General features: G+C 62.2%; 18 protein-coding genes. 16 read left to right on the forward strand and 2 right to left on the reverse strand.

The genetic code is table 11. The features are described from left to right. Nucleotides 1-258 precede the first annotated feature (258 nt). The 8 genes from cysS to rarD all read left to right on the forward strand — a co-directional run bounded on the left by cysS (nt 259) and on the right by rarD (nt 7285). Entirely contained in the window at nt 259-1728 is a 1470-nt protein-coding gene (gene cysS / locus NKJ17_RS17585; protein ID WP_352689571.1) for a cysteine--tRNA ligase, read from the forward strand. Further along, complete coding sequence (locus NKJ17_RS17590; RefSeq protein ID WP_352689572.1) at nt 1725-2111, forward strand: VOC family protein; 387 nt, start codon at nt 1725-1727, stop codon at nt 2109-2111. The genes cysS and NKJ17_RS17590 overlap by 4 nt, the downstream gene beginning before the upstream one ends. A 6-nt stretch (nt 2112-2117) precedes the next feature. Then, the gene (locus NKJ17_RS17595; protein WP_352689573.1) at nt 2118-2609 is read left to right on the forward strand and encodes a GFA family protein; all 492 of its coding nucleotides are present in this window, start codon (nt 2118-2120) and stop codon (nt 2607-2609) included. Next, nucleotides 2606-3082 carry a GFA family protein gene (locus NKJ17_RS17600; protein WP_352689574.1) on the forward strand — a complete coding sequence of 159 codons (477 nt, stop codon included), beginning with the start codon at nt 2606-2608 and terminating at the stop codon, nt 3080-3082. Before NKJ17_RS17595 ends, NKJ17_RS17600 begins: the two co-directional genes overlap by 4 nt. Then, complete coding sequence (pip, locus tag NKJ17_RS17605) at nt 3079-4035, forward strand: prolyl aminopeptidase (RefSeq protein ID WP_352689575.1); 957 nt, start codon at nt 3079-3081, stop codon at nt 4033-4035. The genes NKJ17_RS17600 and pip overlap by 4 nt, the downstream gene beginning before the upstream one ends. Continuing rightward, nucleotides 4032-5654: a citramalate synthase gene (gene cimA / locus NKJ17_RS17610; protein ID WP_352689576.1), complete on the forward strand. Its 1623-nt coding sequence runs from the start codon at nt 4032-4034 to the stop codon at nt 5652-5654. The genes pip and cimA overlap by 4 nt, the downstream gene beginning before the upstream one ends. A 4-nt stretch (nt 5655-5658) precedes the next feature. After that, complete coding sequence (locus NKJ17_RS17615) at nt 5659-6198, forward strand: hypothetical protein (protein ID WP_352689577.1); 540 nt, start codon at nt 5659-5661, stop codon at nt 6196-6198. Nucleotides 6199-6352: 154 nt separating this feature from the next. After that, nucleotides 6353-7285 carry an EamA family transporter RarD gene (gene rarD / locus NKJ17_RS17620; protein ID WP_352689578.1) on the forward strand — a complete coding sequence of 311 codons (933 nt, stop codon included), beginning with the start codon at nt 6353-6355 and terminating at the stop codon, nt 7283-7285. A 146-nt stretch (nt 7286-7431) separates the two neighbouring features. On the opposite strand, the gene NKJ17_RS17625 is transcribed toward rarD, so the two are convergent. Beyond that, on the reverse strand, nt 7432-8043 hold the full coding sequence (locus tag NKJ17_RS17625; RefSeq protein WP_254820219.1) for an LOG family protein: 612 nt from the start codon (nt 8041-8043) through the stop codon (nt 7432-7434). A 113-nt stretch (nt 8044-8156) separates the two neighbouring features. Here NKJ17_RS17625 and NKJ17_RS17630 point away from each other — a divergent pair, with 113 nt between their 5' ends. From NKJ17_RS17630 to NKJ17_RS17645, 4 genes are all read left to right on the forward strand, one after another. Continuing rightward, nucleotides 8157-9587: a LysM peptidoglycan-binding domain-containing protein gene (locus NKJ17_RS17630; protein WP_352689579.1), complete on the forward strand. Its 1431-nt coding sequence runs from the start codon at nt 8157-8159 to the stop codon at nt 9585-9587. Between the two features lie 81 nt (nt 9588-9668). After that, nucleotides 9669-10022 (forward strand): ArsR/SmtB family transcription factor, encoded by a 354-nt coding sequence (locus NKJ17_RS17635; RefSeq protein ID WP_352689610.1) that lies wholly within the window; start codon nt 9669-9671, stop codon nt 10020-10022. 20 nt (nt 10023-10042) lie between these two features. Next, nucleotides 10043-11929, forward strand: coding sequence for an ABCB family ABC transporter ATP-binding protein/permease (locus tag NKJ17_RS17640; protein WP_352689580.1), 1887 nt, complete (start codon nt 10043-10045; stop codon nt 11927-11929). An 89-nt stretch (nt 11930-12018) separates the two neighbouring features. Beyond that, on the forward strand, nt 12019-12366 hold the full coding sequence (locus tag NKJ17_RS17645) for an antibiotic biosynthesis monooxygenase (RefSeq protein WP_352689611.1): 348 nt from the start codon (nt 12019-12021) through the stop codon (nt 12364-12366). A gap of 5 nt (nt 12367-12371) precedes the next feature. Here the strand turns inward: NKJ17_RS17645 and NKJ17_RS17650 are convergent, their stop codons facing one another. Continuing rightward, nucleotides 12372-13238, reverse strand: a complete 867-nt coding sequence (locus NKJ17_RS17650) for an SMP-30/gluconolactonase/LRE family protein (protein ID WP_352508531.1) — start codon at nt 13236-13238, stop codon at nt 12372-12374. 400 nt (nt 13239-13638) lie between these two features. On the opposite strand from NKJ17_RS17650, the gene NKJ17_RS17655 reads away from it, so the two are divergent. The 4 genes from NKJ17_RS17655 to NKJ17_RS17670 all read left to right on the forward strand — a co-directional run bounded on the left by NKJ17_RS17655 (nt 13639) and on the right by NKJ17_RS17670 (nt 16901). Further along, the gene (locus tag NKJ17_RS17655) at nt 13639-14796 is read left to right on the forward strand and encodes a DMP19 family protein (protein ID WP_352689581.1); all 1158 of its coding nucleotides are present in this window, start codon (nt 13639-13641) and stop codon (nt 14794-14796) included. 133 nt (nt 14797-14929) lie between these two features. Beyond that, nucleotides 14930-15628 carry a phosphatidylserine decarboxylase gene (locus tag NKJ17_RS17660; protein ID WP_352508533.1) on the forward strand — a complete coding sequence of 233 codons (699 nt, stop codon included), beginning with the start codon at nt 14930-14932 and terminating at the stop codon, nt 15626-15628. Nucleotides 15629-15631: 3 nt separating this feature from the next. Then, nucleotides 15632-16447, forward strand: a complete 816-nt coding sequence (locus NKJ17_RS17665) for a CDP-alcohol phosphatidyltransferase family protein (RefSeq protein ID WP_023677728.1) — start codon at nt 15632-15634, stop codon at nt 16445-16447. Between the two features lie 190 nt (nt 16448-16637). Further along, nucleotides 16638-16901, forward strand: a complete 264-nt coding sequence (locus NKJ17_RS17670) for a hypothetical protein (protein ID WP_352508534.1) — start codon at nt 16638-16640, stop codon at nt 16899-16901. The last annotated feature ends 46 nt before the right edge of the window (nt 16902-16947 follow it).

Genomic DNA, 16947 nt, shown 5'->3' on the forward strand with positions numbered 1-16947 from the left:
GCGAAGGTAGCGACTTGACGGCAACACCGGGCAAGGCGATAAAGCCGGCCATGAAAACGCCTTTCGCCATTTGTGGCATTTGCATTATCGGCTAGCCTCGCGCTGGTCCTGGACGTTTTCGCCTCATCTCCTCCAAGATTGGACAAACGCCCCGGCCAGCAGGCTGGAGCCCGATTTGCGCCTCGGCGTAACTGGCTTCATCCAGAGCACGATCCCAAAGATCATGCTCAACCAAAGTAACGCATCGGGAACGCACGTATGTCTGACGCATCGAAGAGCCTGCGCCTCTACAACACGCTAACGCGGAGCAAGGAGGATTTCTTCCCGATCGATCCGCGCAACGTGCGCATGTATGTCTGCGGCCCGACGGTCTATGACTTCGCCCATATCGGCAATGCGCGGCCGGTGATCGTCTTCGACGTGCTGTTCCGTTTGCTACGCCATCTCTACGGGCAAGCGCACGTCACCTATGTCCGCAACATTACGGACGTCGACGACAAGATCAACGCTCGCGCGCTGCGCGATTTCGGCGGCGAAATTGCATCGGGCAAGCTGTCGCTGAACGAAGCGATCAGGCGGGTCACCGAAAAGACCGCCGGTCAGTTCCACAAGGACGTTGCGGCGCTCGGTTGCCTGGAACCGACGGTCGAGCCGCGCGCCACCGAGTTCGTCGAGCCCAGGCCCGACGGCAAAGTCGACATGATCTTCTTGATTCAACGCTTGATCGAACGCGGCCATGCCTATGTCGCGGCTGGAGAAGTCTTGTTCGACACCGCTTCCATGCCGGATTATGGGCAGTTGTCGAAGCGCAATCTCGACGAGCAGCAGGCCGGCGCCCGCGTCGCCGTCGATGCGCATAAGAAGAACCCGCAGGATTTCGTGCTGTGGAAATTGTCTTCGCCCGAGGAGCCGGGCTGGGACAGCCCGTGGGGCAGGGGTCGGCCGGGCTGGCACATCGAGTGCTCGGCGATGTCGGCCGCCTATCTCGGCGAGGTGTTCGACATCCATGGCGGTGGTCTCGACCTGATCTTTCCGCACCACGAGAACGAGATCGCGCAATCGCGTTGCGCCCACGGCACGGAAACGATGGCCAAGGTGTGGATGCACAACGGTTTCCTGCAGGTCGAAGGGCAGAAGATGTCCAAGAGCCTGGGCAATTTCTATTCGATCACCGAATTGCTGGAGACGGATACCTTTGGCGGCCGCAAATGGCCGGGCGAGGTGCTCAGGCTGGCGATGCTGATGACGCATTATCGCGAGCCGATCGACTTTTCCGTGCGCAAGCTGGAAGAGGCGGAGAATACGCTGCGCAAATGGAAGCGGGCGGCCGATCTGGCGCCGCCGACGGCAAAGCCGGTGCCGGCGGATGTGATCGAAGCGCTGTCGGATGACCTTGCCACCTATGCCGCATTCCAGTTGCTGACGCAGTTGGCTGGCGATGCTGTTGATTTCAACGCTGGTAGCGGCAACGCTGCCGCCGAAGACAACGATGCTGCCGCTTCACTGAAGGCATCGCTGTTGTTCCTCGGCTTCGACGTCACAACAGCCAAGGTGGATGAAGACGCCGTTGCCAAGGCGATCGCCCAACGCCTCACGTTGATCGCCGCCAAGAACTGGGCCGACGCCGACCGCATCCGCGACGAGTTGCTAACGCAAGGCATCCAGTTGAAGGACGGCAAGGACCCCGTCACCGGCGAACGCATCACCACCTGGGAGGTAAAAAGATGATCGATCATCTCGGCATCACGGTTTCGGATTTCGACGCGTCGAAGGCTTTTTACGACAGGGCGATGGCGCCGCTCGGCGCCTCGCTGCTTTACATGGTGCCGCAGGAATATACCGGCGGCGCCAAGGTCGGCGGCTACGGCCGCGACCGGCCGGTGTTTTGGCTGCACGCCGGCAAGGACAAGTCGAAGCATCATCAGCATGTCGCTTTCACCGCGCGCAGCCGCGCCGAGGTCGATGCCTTTCACGCCGCCGCAATCGCCGCCGGCGGCAAAGACAATGGCGGGCCTGGCCTGCGCACGCACTACCATCCGAACTATTATGGCGCCTTCGTCCTCGATCCCGACGGCAACAATGTCGAGGCGGTCTGCCATGCTCCGGAGTAGTGCGCGATGAGCCTCGACAATAGACCGGTGTATACAGGCGGCTGCCAGTGCGGCGCGGTGCGCTTCCGTGTCGAAGGCACGCTCGGCGATGCTTCCGTCTGCCATTGCCGCATGTGCCAGAAGGCGAGCGGCAACTTCTACCTGCCGCTGGTCTCGGTGCGCGGCGCTAGGCTGGACTGGACGCGCGGTGAGCCCAAACGCTTCCGCTCGTCCAACGCGGCTTTGCGCGGTTTCTGCGCCGAATGCGGCACGCCGCTGACCTTCGAAGCGCCCGATGGCGTGGCGCTCGCCATCGCCGCATTCGACCACCCCGAGGAGATTGCGCCGACGATCCAATGGGGTGTCGAAGCCAAGCTCCCCTATGTGGATCATGTTCACGAATTACCCAGTGAGGAAACGATGGCCGACGTCTCGTCTGCCTCCTATCTCGCCGACCTCGTCTCCTACCAACATCCCGACCACGACACCGAACAATGGCCGCCGGAGGAAAAATCATGACCGAAACCGTTCGTACCGGCGGCTGCCAGTGCGGCGCCGTGCGCTTCCGCATCCACGGGGCGCTCGGCCACCCGTCCATTTGTCATTGCCGCATGTGCCAGAAACAGTTCGGGTCGTTTTTCGGCGCGCTGGTGACAGTGCCGAGCGACGGCGTCGAATGGGTGCGCGAGGAGCCGAGTTACTTTCAGTCGTCGGTCAACATCGATCGCGGCTTCTGCGCCCGCTGCGGCACACCGCTGACCTACCGCCAGCCCGGCGCGCTGGAGATCGCCATCGGCGCCTTCGACGACCGTTCCGATCTGGCGCCGCAGATCCAGGTCAACTACGCCGCCAGGCTGCCTTGGGTCGAGACGATCTTCGACGCGCCGATCCATGACGACCCGGATTTCTACGCGCGACAGGAATCCATCATCTCCTTCCAGCATCCCGATCACGAGACGGCCAACTGGCCGCAGCAGGGCCTGAAATTATGAGCAGCGAATTCCGTACCCTCTATCCCGAGATCGAGGCCTTCGAGTCCGGCATGCTCGACGTTGGCGATGGCCATCAGGTCTATTGGGAGCGCTCCGGCACCAAGGGGGCCAAGCCGGCTATATTCCTGCATGGCGGGCCGGGCGGCACCATTTCGCCAAAGCACCGGCGGCTGTTCGACCCGAAGCTCTACGACCTCGTTCTGTTCGACCAGCGCGGCTGCGGAAAATCGACGCCCAATGCGTCGCTCGAAGCCAACACCACCTGGCACCTGGTCGCCGACATCGAGCGCCTGCGAAAAATGTGCGGGTTCGACAAATGGCTGGTGTTCGGCGGCTCGTGGGGTTCGACGTTGGCGCTGGCCTATGCCGAGACCCACCCCGAGCAGGTCAGCGAACTGGTCGTGCGCGGCATCTACACGCTGACCCGCGCCGAACTCGAATGGTACTACCAGTTCGGCGTCTCGGAGATGTTCCCCGACAAGTGGGAGCGGTTTTTGGCACCCATTCCGGAGGCTGAGCGCGCCGACATGATGGCCGCCTACCGCAAACGGCTGGTCGGCAACGATCCTGTGGCGCGGGTCGAGGCCGCCCGCGCCTGGAGCCTGTGGGAGGGCGAGACGATCACGCTGCTGCCGGAACCGGAAACCAGCGGTCCCTTCGGCCAGGATGATTATGCCCTGGCTTTCGCCCGCATCGAGAACCACTATTTCGTCCATGCCGGCTGGCTGGAAGAGGGACAGCTGCTGCGCGATGCATGGAAGCTTAAGGATATCCCGGGTACCATCGTTCACGGCCGCTACGACATGCCGTGCCCGGCGCGCTATGCCTGGGCGCTGCACAAGGCGTGGCCGAAAGCGGACTTCCATCTGATCGAAGGCGCCGGCCACGCCTATTCGGAGCCGGGCATCCTCGACAGGCTGATCCGCGCAACGGACATGTTTGCCGGGAAATGACCATGGCTCGCGAGCGCCTTTATCTGTTCGACACCACGCTGCGCGATGGTCAGCAGACGCCGGGTATCGACTTTTCCGTCGAGGACAAGATCGCCATCGCCAAGCTGCTGGACGCGTTCGGCATCGACTACGTCGAGGGCGGCTACCCCGGCGCCAATCCAACCGACACCGCCTTCTTTGCCGAGCGCCGCACGGCCGATGCCAAATTCGTTGCTTTCGGCATGACCAAGCGGGCAGGCGTGTCGGCTTCGAACGACCCCGGCCTCACGACGCTGATCCAATCCAAATCTGATGCCATCTGCTTCGTCGCCAAGAGCTGGGACTACCACGTCCGCGTCGCGCTCGGCTGCACCAATGAGGAGAACCTCGAGGCGATCAAGACCTCGGTCGAGGCGGCGCTCACTGCCGGCAAGGAGGCGATGGTCGACTGCGAGCATTTCTTCGATGGCTTTAAGGCCAACCCCGATTATGCGCTGGCCTGCGCCAGAACGGCTTATGAAGCCGGCGCGCGCTGGGTGGTTCTGTGCGACACCAATGGCGGCACCCAGCCCTCTGAGGTGCGCGCCATCGTCGAAAAGGTGATCGCCGCCGGCATACCGGGCGACCATCTCGGCATCCACGCCCATGACGACACCGGCCAGGCGGTGGCGAATTCGCTTGCCGCCGTGGAGGCCGGCGTGCGCCAGATCCAGGGCACGCTGAATGGCATCGGCGAGCGCTGCGGCAACGCCAATCTGATCTCGATCGTGCCGACATTGGCGCTGAAGCCGGCCTTTTCGGGCCGCTTTGCTACAGGCATTTCGGCAGAGGCGTTGACCGGTATATCGCGTCTGTCCCGCGCCTTCGACGAGTTGCTGAACCGCGCGCCCGAAGCGCAGGCGCCCTATGTCGGCGCCTCCGCTTTCGCCACCAAGGCCGGCATCCATGCCTCGGCGCTGGCCAAGGAGCCGGCGACCTACGAGCATGTGCCGCCAGAGACTGTCGGCAACCGCCGCCGCGTCATGGTGTCGGACCAAGGTGGGAAGGCCAATTTCCTCGCCGAGCTGAAGCGGCGCGGCATCGACGTGCCCCGGGATGACCATCGCCTCGACGCTCTGATCGCCGTGGTCAAAGACCGTGAGGCGGAGGGTTACGCTTACGAAGGCGCCGACGCCAGCTTCGAGCTTCTGGCGCGCAAGATGCTGCATGGCCTGCCGGAATTCTTCCGCGTCACCTCGTTCCGCTGCATGGTCGAGCGCCGCTTCGACGCCAACGGCCAGTTGAAGACGGTCTCGGAGGCGATTGTGAAAGTGCTGGTCGAGGGCGAGGAGAAGATGTCGGTCGCCGAAGGCCATGGTCCGGTCAACGCGCTCGACATTGCGCTGCGCAAGGATCTCGGCAAATTCCAGAGCGAGATCGCCGATCTCGAGCTGGCCGACTTCAAGGTGCGTATCCTCAATGGCGGCACCGAGGCGATCACCCGCGTGCTGATCGAATCCCATGACGGCACCGGCGCGCGCTGGTGGACGGTCGGCGTCTCCGAAAACATCATCGATGCTTCGTTCCAGGCGCTGATGGATTCGATCGTCTACAAGCTGATGAAGAACCGCGACATGGCGGGATTGGCGGCGGCGGAGTAGGGAGATGGGCTTCTCGATAAGCTGGCTTGGTTTTCGTGGTTATGAAATAAAGGAAGCTGCGGCCCTGTTCGGGCGCGAAATTGGCGATTCCTCGGAGATTTTCGAAGCGCCAGTGAATGCCTATGCCAGCGAAAAGAACTGGGCGATTATCATTCTCGATCCCTGCAGCTTCCCAAACCCACCTCAACAATATCTGGCTGCGATCTCGCAAGGGCGGGAAGTGGTTATCGCGCACATAGAAGAGCATGTCATGTTCGCCCGCGCCGAGCTCTGGCGCGACGGAAGGAACATTTGGAAAGTCTGGCACGGCGGTGACAAGACTGTGAGGGACTTGCATGTCACGGGTGATCTCCCCGCTTCTTTCGAAGCGCTGAAGCAGCAGTGTTTTTCCAAACAGGATGAAGAAGATACCAAGGATTCCGAGGTCGATTTTGTTTTTGACCTTCCCCTCGATCTTGCGGCAGAGCTGACGGGCTTCAGGCACGATGAGGCTTCGCCCGACAGCGTTTTTTTCGAACTTAACAAGAAACCAGCTCAGCGTTGAGACCGCATGTCGTGTTGGTTGGGCCTTTTACCCTCTCGTACACGGCGCGATTGTTCAATGTTTGGTGGTCGGGTTGAACCATCAGCGAGACTCCATTGATCCATCAGCAATTTGCGATGGTTTTGGGCAAGCCGCTGGCGCATAGCCTTCGCCCATGACTACCCAAGCACTTCACATCGAGGCCGACACCAAAGCTCGTCGCGGCTTCCTGCTGGCGCTCGGCGCCTACCTGCTTTGGGGGCTGCTGCCCTTCTACATGAAGGCTGTCGCACATCTGCCGCTGGCCGAAGTCATCGCCCACCGCATCGTCTGGTCGGTGCCGATCGCGGCCGCTGTCCTGGTCTGGGCCGGTCGCACTGCCGATTTCAAAGCGGCAGTTCGTTCGTCGCGCATCATTTCGATGGCGGTGCTGACGGCGGCGCTGATCTCGGTCAACTGGGGCATCTATGTCTGGGCGATCACGGTCGACCGCACCATCGAGACCGCGCTTGGCTACTACATCAACCCGCTGGTCAGCGTCGTTGTCGGCGCGCTGCTGCTCGGCGAACGGCTCGACCGCCTGCAGGTCGTGGCGGTGGTGCTCGCGGCAATCGCCGTCGCGGTGCTGACCATCGACGCCGGCACGCTGCCTTGGGTGTCGCTGGTGCTGGCCTTTTCCTTTGCCGCCTATGCCTTCTTCCGCAAGACGCTGCCAATCGGCCCGAGCCAGGGCTTCCTGCTTGAAGTGCTGCTGCTGTCGGTGCCGGCGCTCGGCTACATCGTCTTCCTGATCGCCACAGGACAGGATCATTTCGTCTCCAGCTCGTTGAACGACACCGCCTTGCTGATCGGCTGCGGGCCGGTCACCGCCGTGCCGCTGCTGTTGTTTGCGTTCGGCGCCAGGCTGCTGCGCCTCTCCACCATCGGCATCATGCAATATATCGCGCCGACCATCGTCTTTTTGATCGCGGTGCTGATTTTCGGCGAACCCTTCGGCAGCGTTCAGGCCATAGCCTTCGGGCTGATCTGGGCGGCACTGGCGATGTACTCCTGGTCGATGTTTTCTTCGGTGCGCAAGACCGTTTCCGCACCAGCTCGAGCCGCGTAACGAAGAAAGGCGGCTGGCCGGTTATTGCGGATTTAAGGAAGGCAGTAGGGAAAGGAGTGAATAGTGAATAGTCAGTAGTGGATAGACAGGCGCGGTCTGGAACGTCTTGTGTTTCACTATTCACTATTCACTATTCACTATTCACTCTACATCTTATCAATCACCGACTGTACGCCCTCCGTCGGTGCATCGACGGACGATCCCGCCACCATGATGGCGGCGACGATTGCTTCCGGATCCTCGACCACCAGCGGCTTTACCCGTTGCGCCGTGTGGATGAAGCCTTCCGTTGCCATGTGGTCGAGCAGCGCTAGCATCGGATCCCAGAACCCTCCGACGTTACCGAAGACGATCGGCTTGCGGTGGTGGCCGAGTTGCGCCCAAGTCATGATCTCGACGATCTCCTCGACCGTGCCGATGCCGCCGGGCAACGCCACAAAGGCGTCGGATTTCTCGAACATCCTATGTTTGCGCTCGTGCATGTTGTCGGTGATGACGAGCTCGTCGAGCCGGTTAAGCGCGGTTTCGGTCGCCTCCCGGTTGATCAGGAAACGCGGAATTATGCCGGTTACCTTGCCGCCGGCCTTTAATGCCCCTTCAGCGACGGCACCCATGATCCCTTTAGTGCCACCGCCATAAATCAGACGCAGGCCGGACTTGGCGATCGAGCGGCCAAGCAGATGTCCGGCCTTGATATAGGTTTCATCTCGGCCCGGGGACGAGCCGCAATAGACGCAGACAGATCGAATCGTGTTCATGTTATGATTGGTGATAGGGACTATTGGCATGGTCAAGCCCTGGGGCGGGCTTTTTCTTGTCGGATTTGGTAAAACAGGCTAGACCGAATTAGGTGGCTAAGGGGCAGGGAAACATGGCAATTAATCCGTTGAAGGCGTTTTTGTTCGCGGCTGGCGGCTCTGTCGCTGCGGCGGGAACCGCCTATCTATCGGGCGCGCTCGACCCGTATCTCAATTCTACCCGGCCTGCGGAGGTCGCGGCACTGACGCCGCCGGCTTCGAAACCGGTCGCTCCGGCGACCGAGGGGCGGCTGCCGCCTGCGCCCGCGGCGTCCACCGATGCGGCAGCGCCCGCTGCGCCGACCGCAGCAGGTGCAATCGTGCCGACCTTCGACATCGTGCGCGTCGAAAGCAACGGCTCGGTCGTCGTCGCCGGCAATGCGGCGCCCAACGCCAAGGTCGAGATTCTCAACGGTTCGACTGTGCTCGGCTCGACGGTCGCCGGTCCCGACGGCGCCTTTGCCATTATTCTCGACGATCCGCTGAAGCCCGGCGACTACACGATCACGCTGCGCTCGACGGCTGGCAATGTCGTGACCGCCTCGGCGCAGACCGCCGTCGTTTCGATCCCCCAGAATTCCACCGGCCAAGTGCTTGCAATGATCGAGGAGCCGGGCAAGCCGTCCGAACTGCTCACTGTTCCGGCCCCTGAGGCAAAATCTGATGCCGCGCTGCCTGCCACTGGCACCGAACTGCCGGCCGCCGCCGCGCCGGCCGCCATTGAAGCCGCACCGGCTCCGGTGGCGCCCGCCACACCGGCAGCGCCTGCTGCTCCGGCGGCGGAGCCCAAGATCGTCGTCGAAGCCGTCGAAATCGACGGCAACAAGATTTTCATTGCCGGCGTCACTGATCCCGGCCGCAAGGTGCGCGCCTATGCCAACGATATCCTGCTCGGCGACGCGAAGACCTCGCCCGACCGCCACTTCCTGGTCGAAGCGACACGTGACATCCCGGTCGGCACCTACACCATCCATGTCGACGCGCTCGACGCCGACGGCGTGAGGGTGGTGGCCCGTGCCGCCGTGCCGTTCGAGCGCGAGCCAGGCGAGGCGGTTGCCGCCGTGGCACCGGCCGGGCCGAAGCCTGCCGGAATAAAACCGGCCGAGCCGAATGCGCCAGCGACCGAAGCCGCGCCGGCTACACCGGCAACAGCCGCCGAAACTCCGGCAACCACCCCCACTCCTGCCACCGAGGCTCCGGCCGAAATGGCCGTAGCATCACCCCCGGGCGAGTCTCCCGAGACCGTCGCTCCTAAGCTCGAACATGCCGATGGCGCAGTCATTATCCGCCGCCATGACACGCTGTGGCGGATTTCGCGGCGAGTCTATGGCCAAGGCATGCGCTACTCGACCATCTATCTCGCCAACCAGGACCAGATCAGCAATCCGAACCGCATCTGGCCGGGGCAGGTGTTCAAGGTGCCGGAGAAATCGAAGGAAGGCGAGCCCGCCGATCTCAAGGCAATGGGCGACCAGATGACGACGGCGCCAGTCAAGACCGAGTAGCCGTTCTGCCCATCAGGATAGCTTGCGACAGGGCCAGTCATCGTTTATCGCCGATGCACGATGATCGAATCTCCCCCCGTAATGGACCGGCGCCGGGCGGCAGATGAACGCGCGCCGGCCAATTGCACGCCGGCCAACTGCACGCCGGATAGCCGCGCTGTCGCTGTCCGGCTCGCGGCCCTTTCGCATCCGGCGCGGATCGAAATTCTCAAACACCTTTCCGCCAGCCGTTCCTGCTGCTGTCGCGAGGTCGTCGAGCATCTCGATCTGGCGCAGTCCACCGTTTCCCAGCATTTGAAGATCCTGGTCGAGGCCGGGCTGATCCGCTTCGAGCCTGACCGCCAGCGCTCGCGCTATGAGCTCGACCGCGCCGCGCTCGCCGATGTTTCGGCATCGCTGGCCGCGCTGGTCGATTCCTGCTGCTCCAGCCGCTAAAATATAAAAGGTAAACAAGAATGGCCGAGAAAACAGTTTCCGCCGATTCCGGCTCGACCTTCAGAACGTTGCGCAATCTCTGGCCCTATATGTGGCCGGCCGACCGCGCCGACCTGAGGGCCCGGGTGGTGTGGGCCACCGTGCTGCTGGTCGTCGCCAAGCTGACCCTGGTGGCCGGACCCTATTTCTTCAAATGGGCGACCGACGCACTGGCCGGCGATGGCAAATCGCCGCCGCCGCTGCCGGCCTTCCTGCTGGCGCCGGTCATGCTGGTCGTCGCCTACAATGCCGTGCGGCTGGTGCAGCTCGGCTTCAACCAGCTGCGCGACGCCCTGTTTGCACGGGTCGGCCAGTATGCCGTGCGTCGGCTCGCCTTCCGCACCTTCGTGCACATGCACGAATTGTCGCTGCGCTTCCACCTCGAACGGCGCACCGGCGGACTGTCGCGCGTCATCGAGCGCGGCACTAAAGGCATCGAGACGATCGTCCGGTTCACCATGCTGGCGACTGCGCCGACGATCGTCGAATTCGCGCTCACCGCCGGCATCTTCGCCGTCACCTATGGCTGGCTGTACGTCTTGGTGATCGCGGTCACGGTCTGGCTCTATGTCTGGTTCACCGTCAGGGCGAGCGATTGGCGTATTTCGATCCGCCGCGAGATGAACGACAGCGACAATGAAGCCAGCACTAAGGCGATCGATTCGCTGCTCAACTACGAAACAGTCAAATATTTCAACAACGAAGCCATGGAGGCCGAACGCTTCGACCGTTCCACGGCGCGCTATGAGGTGGCTGCGACCAGGACCTGGACCTCGCTTGGTTGGCTGAACTTCGGCCAAGGCGTGATCTTCGGCATCGGCATGACCGTCGTCATGGTGCTGTCGGCACTCGAGGTGAAGGCAGGCACACAGAGCGTCGGCGACTTCGTCTTCGTCAACGCCATGCTCATGCAGCTTTCGGTGCCGCTGAATTTCATCGGCATGATCTACCGCGAAATCCGCCAAGGCCTGACCGACATCGAAAACATGTTCGATCTGCTTGACGTCAAGCGCGAGATCGTCGATCGGCCAGGCGCCAAGCCACTGGTCGTCAGCGCCGGCAATGTCGAGTTCCGTGACGTGCATTTTTCCTACGACCCCAACCGCAAGATCCTGAAGGGTATCAGCTTCGAGGTGCCAGCAGGCAAGACGGTGGCCATTGTCGGTCCCTCCGGAGCCGGAAAGTCGACCATTTCGCGGCTTTTGTTTCGTTTCTACGATATCCAGCGCGGCAAGGTTCTGATCGACGGCCAGGACATTCGCGACGTGACGCAGGAGAGCTTACGCGCCGCCATCGGCATGGTGCCGCAGGACACGGTGCTGTTCAACGATACCATCGCCTACAACATCCGCTACGGCCGCATCGGTGCCAGCGAGGAGGATGTGCGCAAGGCAGCGGAACTGGCCCAGATCGGACCGTTCATCGAGCGGCTGCCCGACGGCTATCGCTCAATGGTGGGCGAGCGCGGGCTGAAACTCTCCGGCGGCGAGAAGCAGCGGGTGGCGATTGCCCGCACCATCTTGAAGGCTCCGCCGATCCTGATGCTCGACGAGGCGACTTCGGCGCTGGACAGCCACACCGAGCAGGAGATCCAGGCGGCACTCGACCTGGTCAGCCAGGGCCGCACCACCCTCGTCATCGCCCATCGGCTGTCTACAGTGATTTCGGCCGACGAAATCATCGTCCTGCAGGACGGCCAGATCGCCGAGCGCGGCACCCATGCCGCGTTGATGGCCAAGCGCGGCCTTTATGCATCGATGTGGGACCGCCAGCGCGAGGCAAGCGAGGCCGAGGAGCGGCTGCGCATTGCCCGCGAAAGCGACGAGTTCGGCGTCGTCGTTCGCCGCCGCACCTCGGAGGTGAGCTGAAAATTCGTGCTTGACCTCAACTTAAGTTGAGATCGTAGGCCGTTTTGGATCGCAGCAAGATGCGTCGTTCAAAAACGGAGACCATCGATATGAATGGGATAAATCAGGCAGGTAGTGGCGGCAGCGTATTCCGGGTGGACAAGTTTGTCGTTCCGACCAACGCCCGCGACGAGATTCTTGCCAAGGTCCGGATGACGCATGAATTGCTGCGCCAGCAGCAAGGGTTCGTCCAGGATTTCCTGCTTGAGCAATTCTCGGGGCCGGGCGAGTTCAACCTCGTGACCATTGTCGAATGGGAAGGGCAGGCCGCTGTCGACAAGGTCGTGCCGATCATCAAGGCTGCGCATGAGCGCAGCGGCTTCAATCCTCAGGAGACCATCGCGCGACTTGGCGTCAAGGCCGATATTGCCAACTATCAGCGGATTCCCGGGATGTAAGCTCTCTACGGCCAGCCGGCGCCCGGCGCAGTAGCGTCGACGCTGAGCACATGGCCGCTACGGGCATCGCTGATCATATGTTCGAAGCCGCGCCATTCGGCGGCGACGATGAACAGCGTTTTTCCCTCGCTGCCGCCGAGCATGCAGGCAAAGCAGCCGCGGTCGACATCGACGCTTTCGAGCATCGCGCCGCCCTCGCGCACCCGCACGCAATGCCGGTTCGGAACGTCGGCATACCAGGCCGCACCTTCGGCATCGAGGCAGATGCCGTCTGGAAAACCGTTGCCGAGATTGGCCCAGATCCTGCGGTTGGAAAGGCCGCCATCGGCAGCGATGTCGAAGGCGGTCAGCCGGTTGGCGTGGGACTCGGCAACGATAAGCGTCTTATTGTCAGGCGTCACCGCCATGCCATTGGCGAAGGCGAGGTTCTCAGCCACTTGTTGAACCGAGCCGTCAGGTGCGACCAGCACGATGGCGCCGGGGCCGAATTGCTGGCCGGGACCCGGAGCAGGCCCACCACCATTGACATAGATGTTGCCGCGTCCATCGACGACGATCTCGTTCCACGGGCTCTTTGATAGTTGTCTCAGATCGGCATGGGTGACCAATGTCCTGTCTACCTCCTGCCTGAGGATCAGCCCTTCGCGGCCGGACACGACAAGCAGGCGCCCGTCCGGCAGCCAGTCAATGGAATAGGGCAGGGTGGCCGGCACGGTGAGCACGATCTCACTGTTGCCTAGGGCGTCAACGGCGATGATCTGGCCCGTACCCCAGTTGCAGAACCACAGCCGGCCATCGTGCCAGCGCGGTGACTCGCCGAAGGCCAAGCCGTTCATCACCACTTGCACTTGCCTAGCTGCTGATTTCTGCATGGGCCGAGAACCTCCGAGTTTGCGCAAATCGTCAAGGCCGAAAGGCCGATGAGAGGCGCTGTCTTGCCAAGGACGGGCGAGAGTGCTGCGTTCCGACAAATGAGGATGGCGACGGCGTCGTTTATATTTGACCTGAGTAGCCGCACGGAACCGCGCGATGCGCCGTGCGCCTCCACTCATCCTTCTTCAATGAAGTATAACCGGCCGGTGCTTGCGGACGAGAAAGTCAAATGCAAGAATCACGTTGGCCCGCAGAATCCTGTAGTGGCAAGCAGGAAGGGCGTTTGGCGTGTTTGAAAGATTTTCCCGCTGGGCTAAGAAGAAATTTCAGCGATCAGCGACCATTTCACCGACTCGGTCCAAACAGTCATTCCCAGGCAAGCCATCATCTTCGGTGATCGTGCCGCGCTCAGTCGTGGAAGACGCGGCCGACAATCCTTTCGGTCTCATTGTAGCCGTCAGAGAATTCGTCGAAGCCATGGTCTCGCAAGGCCTTTACCGTTCCACGGAAATCAGCCCCAAGGCAATGCAGGCCTGTCATGCCGATGACTATTTGGCTGAGGTCAACAATGGCGGCCATAGCCAGTTCATCTATAATTCTGGCGAAGAACTCGACACCGTCATTGCCGACGCACGCACCGCCCTCGCTGAGATGGGCGCGCACGGACAACTGGCGACTTTGGACCAAATGGCTGCCTGGGTCGCGGAGCACCCCGAGGAGACTGAGGAACAGACAGGCTTCGAAGGAGGTACTGACGATAAGCTCAGTACTCTCGACCGTCTATTCTACCAAGCCGATCAGGCCGCATCGATGCTCGCTCTATCGGCGCGCTGGATAAGCTCGTGGCCTGAACTCGCAATCGTTGAGGATGCCGACTACCGAGAAGCCATTCATCAGCTGGCCGTGACCAATCCCCGGCGCCAGCCGAGGCTACTCCATCGTTCTGTTGGCAAGCTGGTCAATCAAATGACGGGCTGGCGTGATGTCGGCGTCGGCCTTGCATGCGCCGAGGCGCCTAGGCCCGAGGTCAAGCTGGCGCTCGGCATGGCAAGGGTGCTGGACGTCGAGGGCGAAAAACTGTTGGCTTTTCAGCTGCGCACCAATGCCAAGGAGCCGCGTCTAGCCGTCGCCACGCCCACGCATGCGGCCGTCTATGAATATATCGCCCCGAAGGATTCGTACGTCGCGCGTCCGGGCGAGAATCCATTCGCTGCCGGCGCCCCGCGCGTCGGCAAGAGACTTGCCCGTGTTGAAGCGCAGGCAATAGAAACGGTGCTCGAATTGGCCGCAGCCTATCATGCGCCGGTCGCTGTCGACCTCTTGCTACGCAGGGCCGGGTTCGATCCGACCGAAGCAATTGTCTCGGCGAACTCGGTCGTGGCCAGGGAAGGCGACACGGTTGTGAACTGGGTGGTTATGGCCGACGGGGACGTATTCTTCCTCCAGTCGACCCCGAACGGCGCCGAGCTGCGCGGCAGCCACGAAGAGAGCCTGGCGGAGGCCGATCGGCGCGAGCTCGACGAGTATTTCGACCAAGCGGCGGCAGCGGGTGCCTGAGTGGATTTCGCTTGGTCGTTCTGAGAGACGGCGGCGCGACCGCCAAACCCTCAACCGCCCCCATTGTCGCGTTGCGACCGCGGGGTGTTTCCGCTATTGAGGCCGGACTTGGAACCAAGGTTGTCCTGATCCCATGAGCCTCGTTGACACGATCAAGAATGCGTTCGTTCCGATCCATCGCGAGGGTTATCCCTTTATCGCTGCGTTCGGCGCGGCGACGCTCTTTCTTGGCTATTTCTCCTCGACCCTGTTCTGGATCGGTCTCATCCTGACAGCCTGGTGCGCCTATTTCTTCCGCGATCCCGAGCGTGTCACGCCGATCGACGAGCGGCTGGTTGTCAGCCCGGCCGACGGCATCGTCTCGGCGGTTGGCCCGGCCGTGCCGCCGCGCGAGCTTGGCCTCGGCGGCGGCGAAATGACCCGCATCTCGGTATTCATGAACGTCTTTTCCTGCCACGTTAACCGCTCTCCGGTGCGTGGCCGCATTTCCAGGATCGAGCATCGGCCAGGAAAATTCCTCAACGCCGAACTCGACAAGGCAAGCACCGAGAACGAGCGCAACGGGCTGGTCATCGAAAGCCCCAATGGAACGGTCGCCGCGGTGCAGATTGCCGGCCTGGTGGCGCGGCGCATCGTCTGCTGGGCCGAGCCCGGCGGCGCCATCGGCACCGGCGAGCGCTTCGGGCTGATCCGCTTTGGCTCGCGCGTCGATGTATTCCTGCCCTCGACCGCGACGCCGCGTGTCGCCGTCGGCCAGACCGCGGTTGGCGGTGAGACGGTGCTGGCGGAATTCGGCGGCGTTGCTGCAACGCCGCTCGTGCGGGTCTCCTGACCGGTGGCGCCGCCGTTCAAGAAATTCGAGGCGCATGGCGGCGGTGGCCCGCGCATTCGCGAAATCCCGATGCGCATGGTGCTGCCCAATCTGGTCACGGTGCTTGCCATCTGCGCTGGCCTGTCCGGTATTCGCTTCGGCTTCGAAGGCCGCTTCGAGCCAGCGGTGGTGATGGTGCTGCTCGCCGCCTTCCTTGATGGTATCGACGGCCGTCTGGCGCGAATGCTGAAGGCGACTTCCAAATTCGGCGCCCAGATGGATTCGCTGGCCGATATCGTCAATTTCGGCGTGGCACCGGCGCTGGTGCTCTATGCCTTTCTGCTCGATAGGGCAGGTTCGCCGGGCTGGATCGCCGCACTGCTGTTCACCATCGCCTGTGGGATGAGGCTTGCCCGTTTCAACGTGCTCGACGAAGAGCTCGACCGTCCGCAGTGGCAGACCGAATATTTCGTCGGCGTGCCGGCGCCGGCGGGTGCGGTGTTGGTGATGCTGCCGCTCTATCTGTTCTTCCTCAGGCTTGGGCTTGAACCCAGCCGCCTGGCGGCCTTCATTGCCACCGGCTTTACAATATTGGTGGCGTTCCTGCTGGTCAGCAGATTGCCCGTCTATTCCGGCAAGAGCGTCAGGATACCGGGCGACAGGGTGCTGCCGATCATTCTCGCAGTCGTTCTCTACGTCCTGCTTTTGATGACCTATCCCTGGTATACGCTGACGGCCTCGGTTGCCGGCTACCTGGTCTTCTTGCCGTTCAGCGTGCGCGCCTATTCGAGACGCGCCAAGCGCGAAGGCGAGAAGGTGCCGTCGTCGGACATTGGCTGACGGATTTTGACTTGGGAGCGGCTCGCAGAGCACGCGGCGCTGTGGAACGCAGCTCAAAAACCCGTTTTCGGAACTTGCTGGGCGGCCAGATCGTTTGTGTTGGTAGGTCCGTTTGAGCGGCGGGTCGTGATACATCGTCAACGTCGCGCAAGCTGCCGCATCGGGCGCAAACCATCGGAAACGAGGAGAAATGGCTGTCATCCTCATCGGCGCGTTACTGACTGTCGCCGGCCTCGTCTATATGGCGGTTGCGGCCATCATGCGCGGGCGGCTTAGTGAGCCGGCCGCTGTCTCCGCCGCGCCGGATAGTCCGACGCCCAATCTCGCAACACCAGGTCCGACTCTGGAGCCGCGACGACGCGGGCTCCGTTTTCTCGGCCTGTCGCAGAACTGGCCGGGCCTGCTGATGATGGCCGTCGGCATCATTCTGCTGTTGTCGGTAGTGGTCTTCTAATGGATGTCGCGCAAAAATGTGCAGCGGTTTTGCGATAACGGCATAC

Origin of the sequence: Mesorhizobium sp. M0208 (assembly GCF_040322015.1) — a bacterium.
Lineage (GTDB): Bacteria > Pseudomonadota > Alphaproteobacteria > Rhizobiales > Rhizobiaceae > Mesorhizobium.

What these genes read in the sequence shown, in the direction of transcription:
- cimA (WP_352689576.1), top strand. Translation starts at nt 4,032, where the DNA reads ATGACCATGGCTCGCGAGCGCCTTTATCTGTTCGACACCACGCTGCGC.
- NKJ17_RS17595 (WP_352689573.1), top strand. Translation starts at nt 2,118, where the DNA reads ATGAGCCTCGACAATAGACCGGTGTATACAGGCGGCTGCCAGTGCGGC.
- NKJ17_RS17640 (WP_352689580.1), top strand. Translation starts at nt 10,043, where the DNA reads ATGGCCGAGAAAACAGTTTCCGCCGATTCCGGCTCGACCTTCAGAACG.
- NKJ17_RS17645 (WP_352689611.1), top strand. Translation starts at nt 12,019, where the DNA reads ATGAATGGGATAAATCAGGCAGGTAGTGGCGGCAGCGTATTCCGGGTG.
- rarD (WP_352689578.1), top strand. Translation starts at nt 6,353, where the DNA reads ATGACTACCCAAGCACTTCACATCGAGGCCGACACCAAAGCTCGTCGC.
- cysS (WP_352689571.1), top strand. Translation starts at nt 259, where the DNA reads ATGTCTGACGCATCGAAGAGCCTGCGCCTCTACAACACGCTAACGCGG.
- NKJ17_RS17670 (WP_352508534.1), top strand. Translation starts at nt 16,638, where the DNA reads ATGGCTGTCATCCTCATCGGCGCGTTACTGACTGTCGCCGGCCTCGTC.
- NKJ17_RS17660 (WP_352508533.1), top strand. Translation starts at nt 14,930, where the DNA reads ATGAGCCTCGTTGACACGATCAAGAATGCGTTCGTTCCGATCCATCGC.
- NKJ17_RS17615 (WP_352689577.1), top strand. Translation starts at nt 5,659, where the DNA reads ATGGGCTTCTCGATAAGCTGGCTTGGTTTTCGTGGTTATGAAATAAAG.
- pip (WP_352689575.1), top strand. Translation starts at nt 3,079, where the DNA reads ATGAGCAGCGAATTCCGTACCCTCTATCCCGAGATCGAGGCCTTCGAG.
- NKJ17_RS17650 (WP_352508531.1), bottom strand. Translation starts at nt 13,238, where the DNA reads ATGCAGAAATCAGCAGCTAGGCAAGTGCAAGTGGTGATGAACGGCTTG.
- NKJ17_RS17625 (WP_254820219.1), bottom strand. Translation starts at nt 8,043, where the DNA reads ATGAACACGATTCGATCTGTCTGCGTCTATTGCGGCTCGTCCCCGGGC.
- NKJ17_RS17630 (WP_352689579.1), top strand. Translation starts at nt 8,157, where the DNA reads ATGGCAATTAATCCGTTGAAGGCGTTTTTGTTCGCGGCTGGCGGCTCT.
- NKJ17_RS17600 (WP_352689574.1), top strand. Translation starts at nt 2,606, where the DNA reads ATGACCGAAACCGTTCGTACCGGCGGCTGCCAGTGCGGCGCCGTGCGC.
- NKJ17_RS17635 (WP_352689610.1), top strand. Translation starts at nt 9,669, where the DNA reads ATGGACCGGCGCCGGGCGGCAGATGAACGCGCGCCGGCCAATTGCACG.
- NKJ17_RS17590 (WP_352689572.1), top strand. Translation starts at nt 1,725, where the DNA reads ATGATCGATCATCTCGGCATCACGGTTTCGGATTTCGACGCGTCGAAG.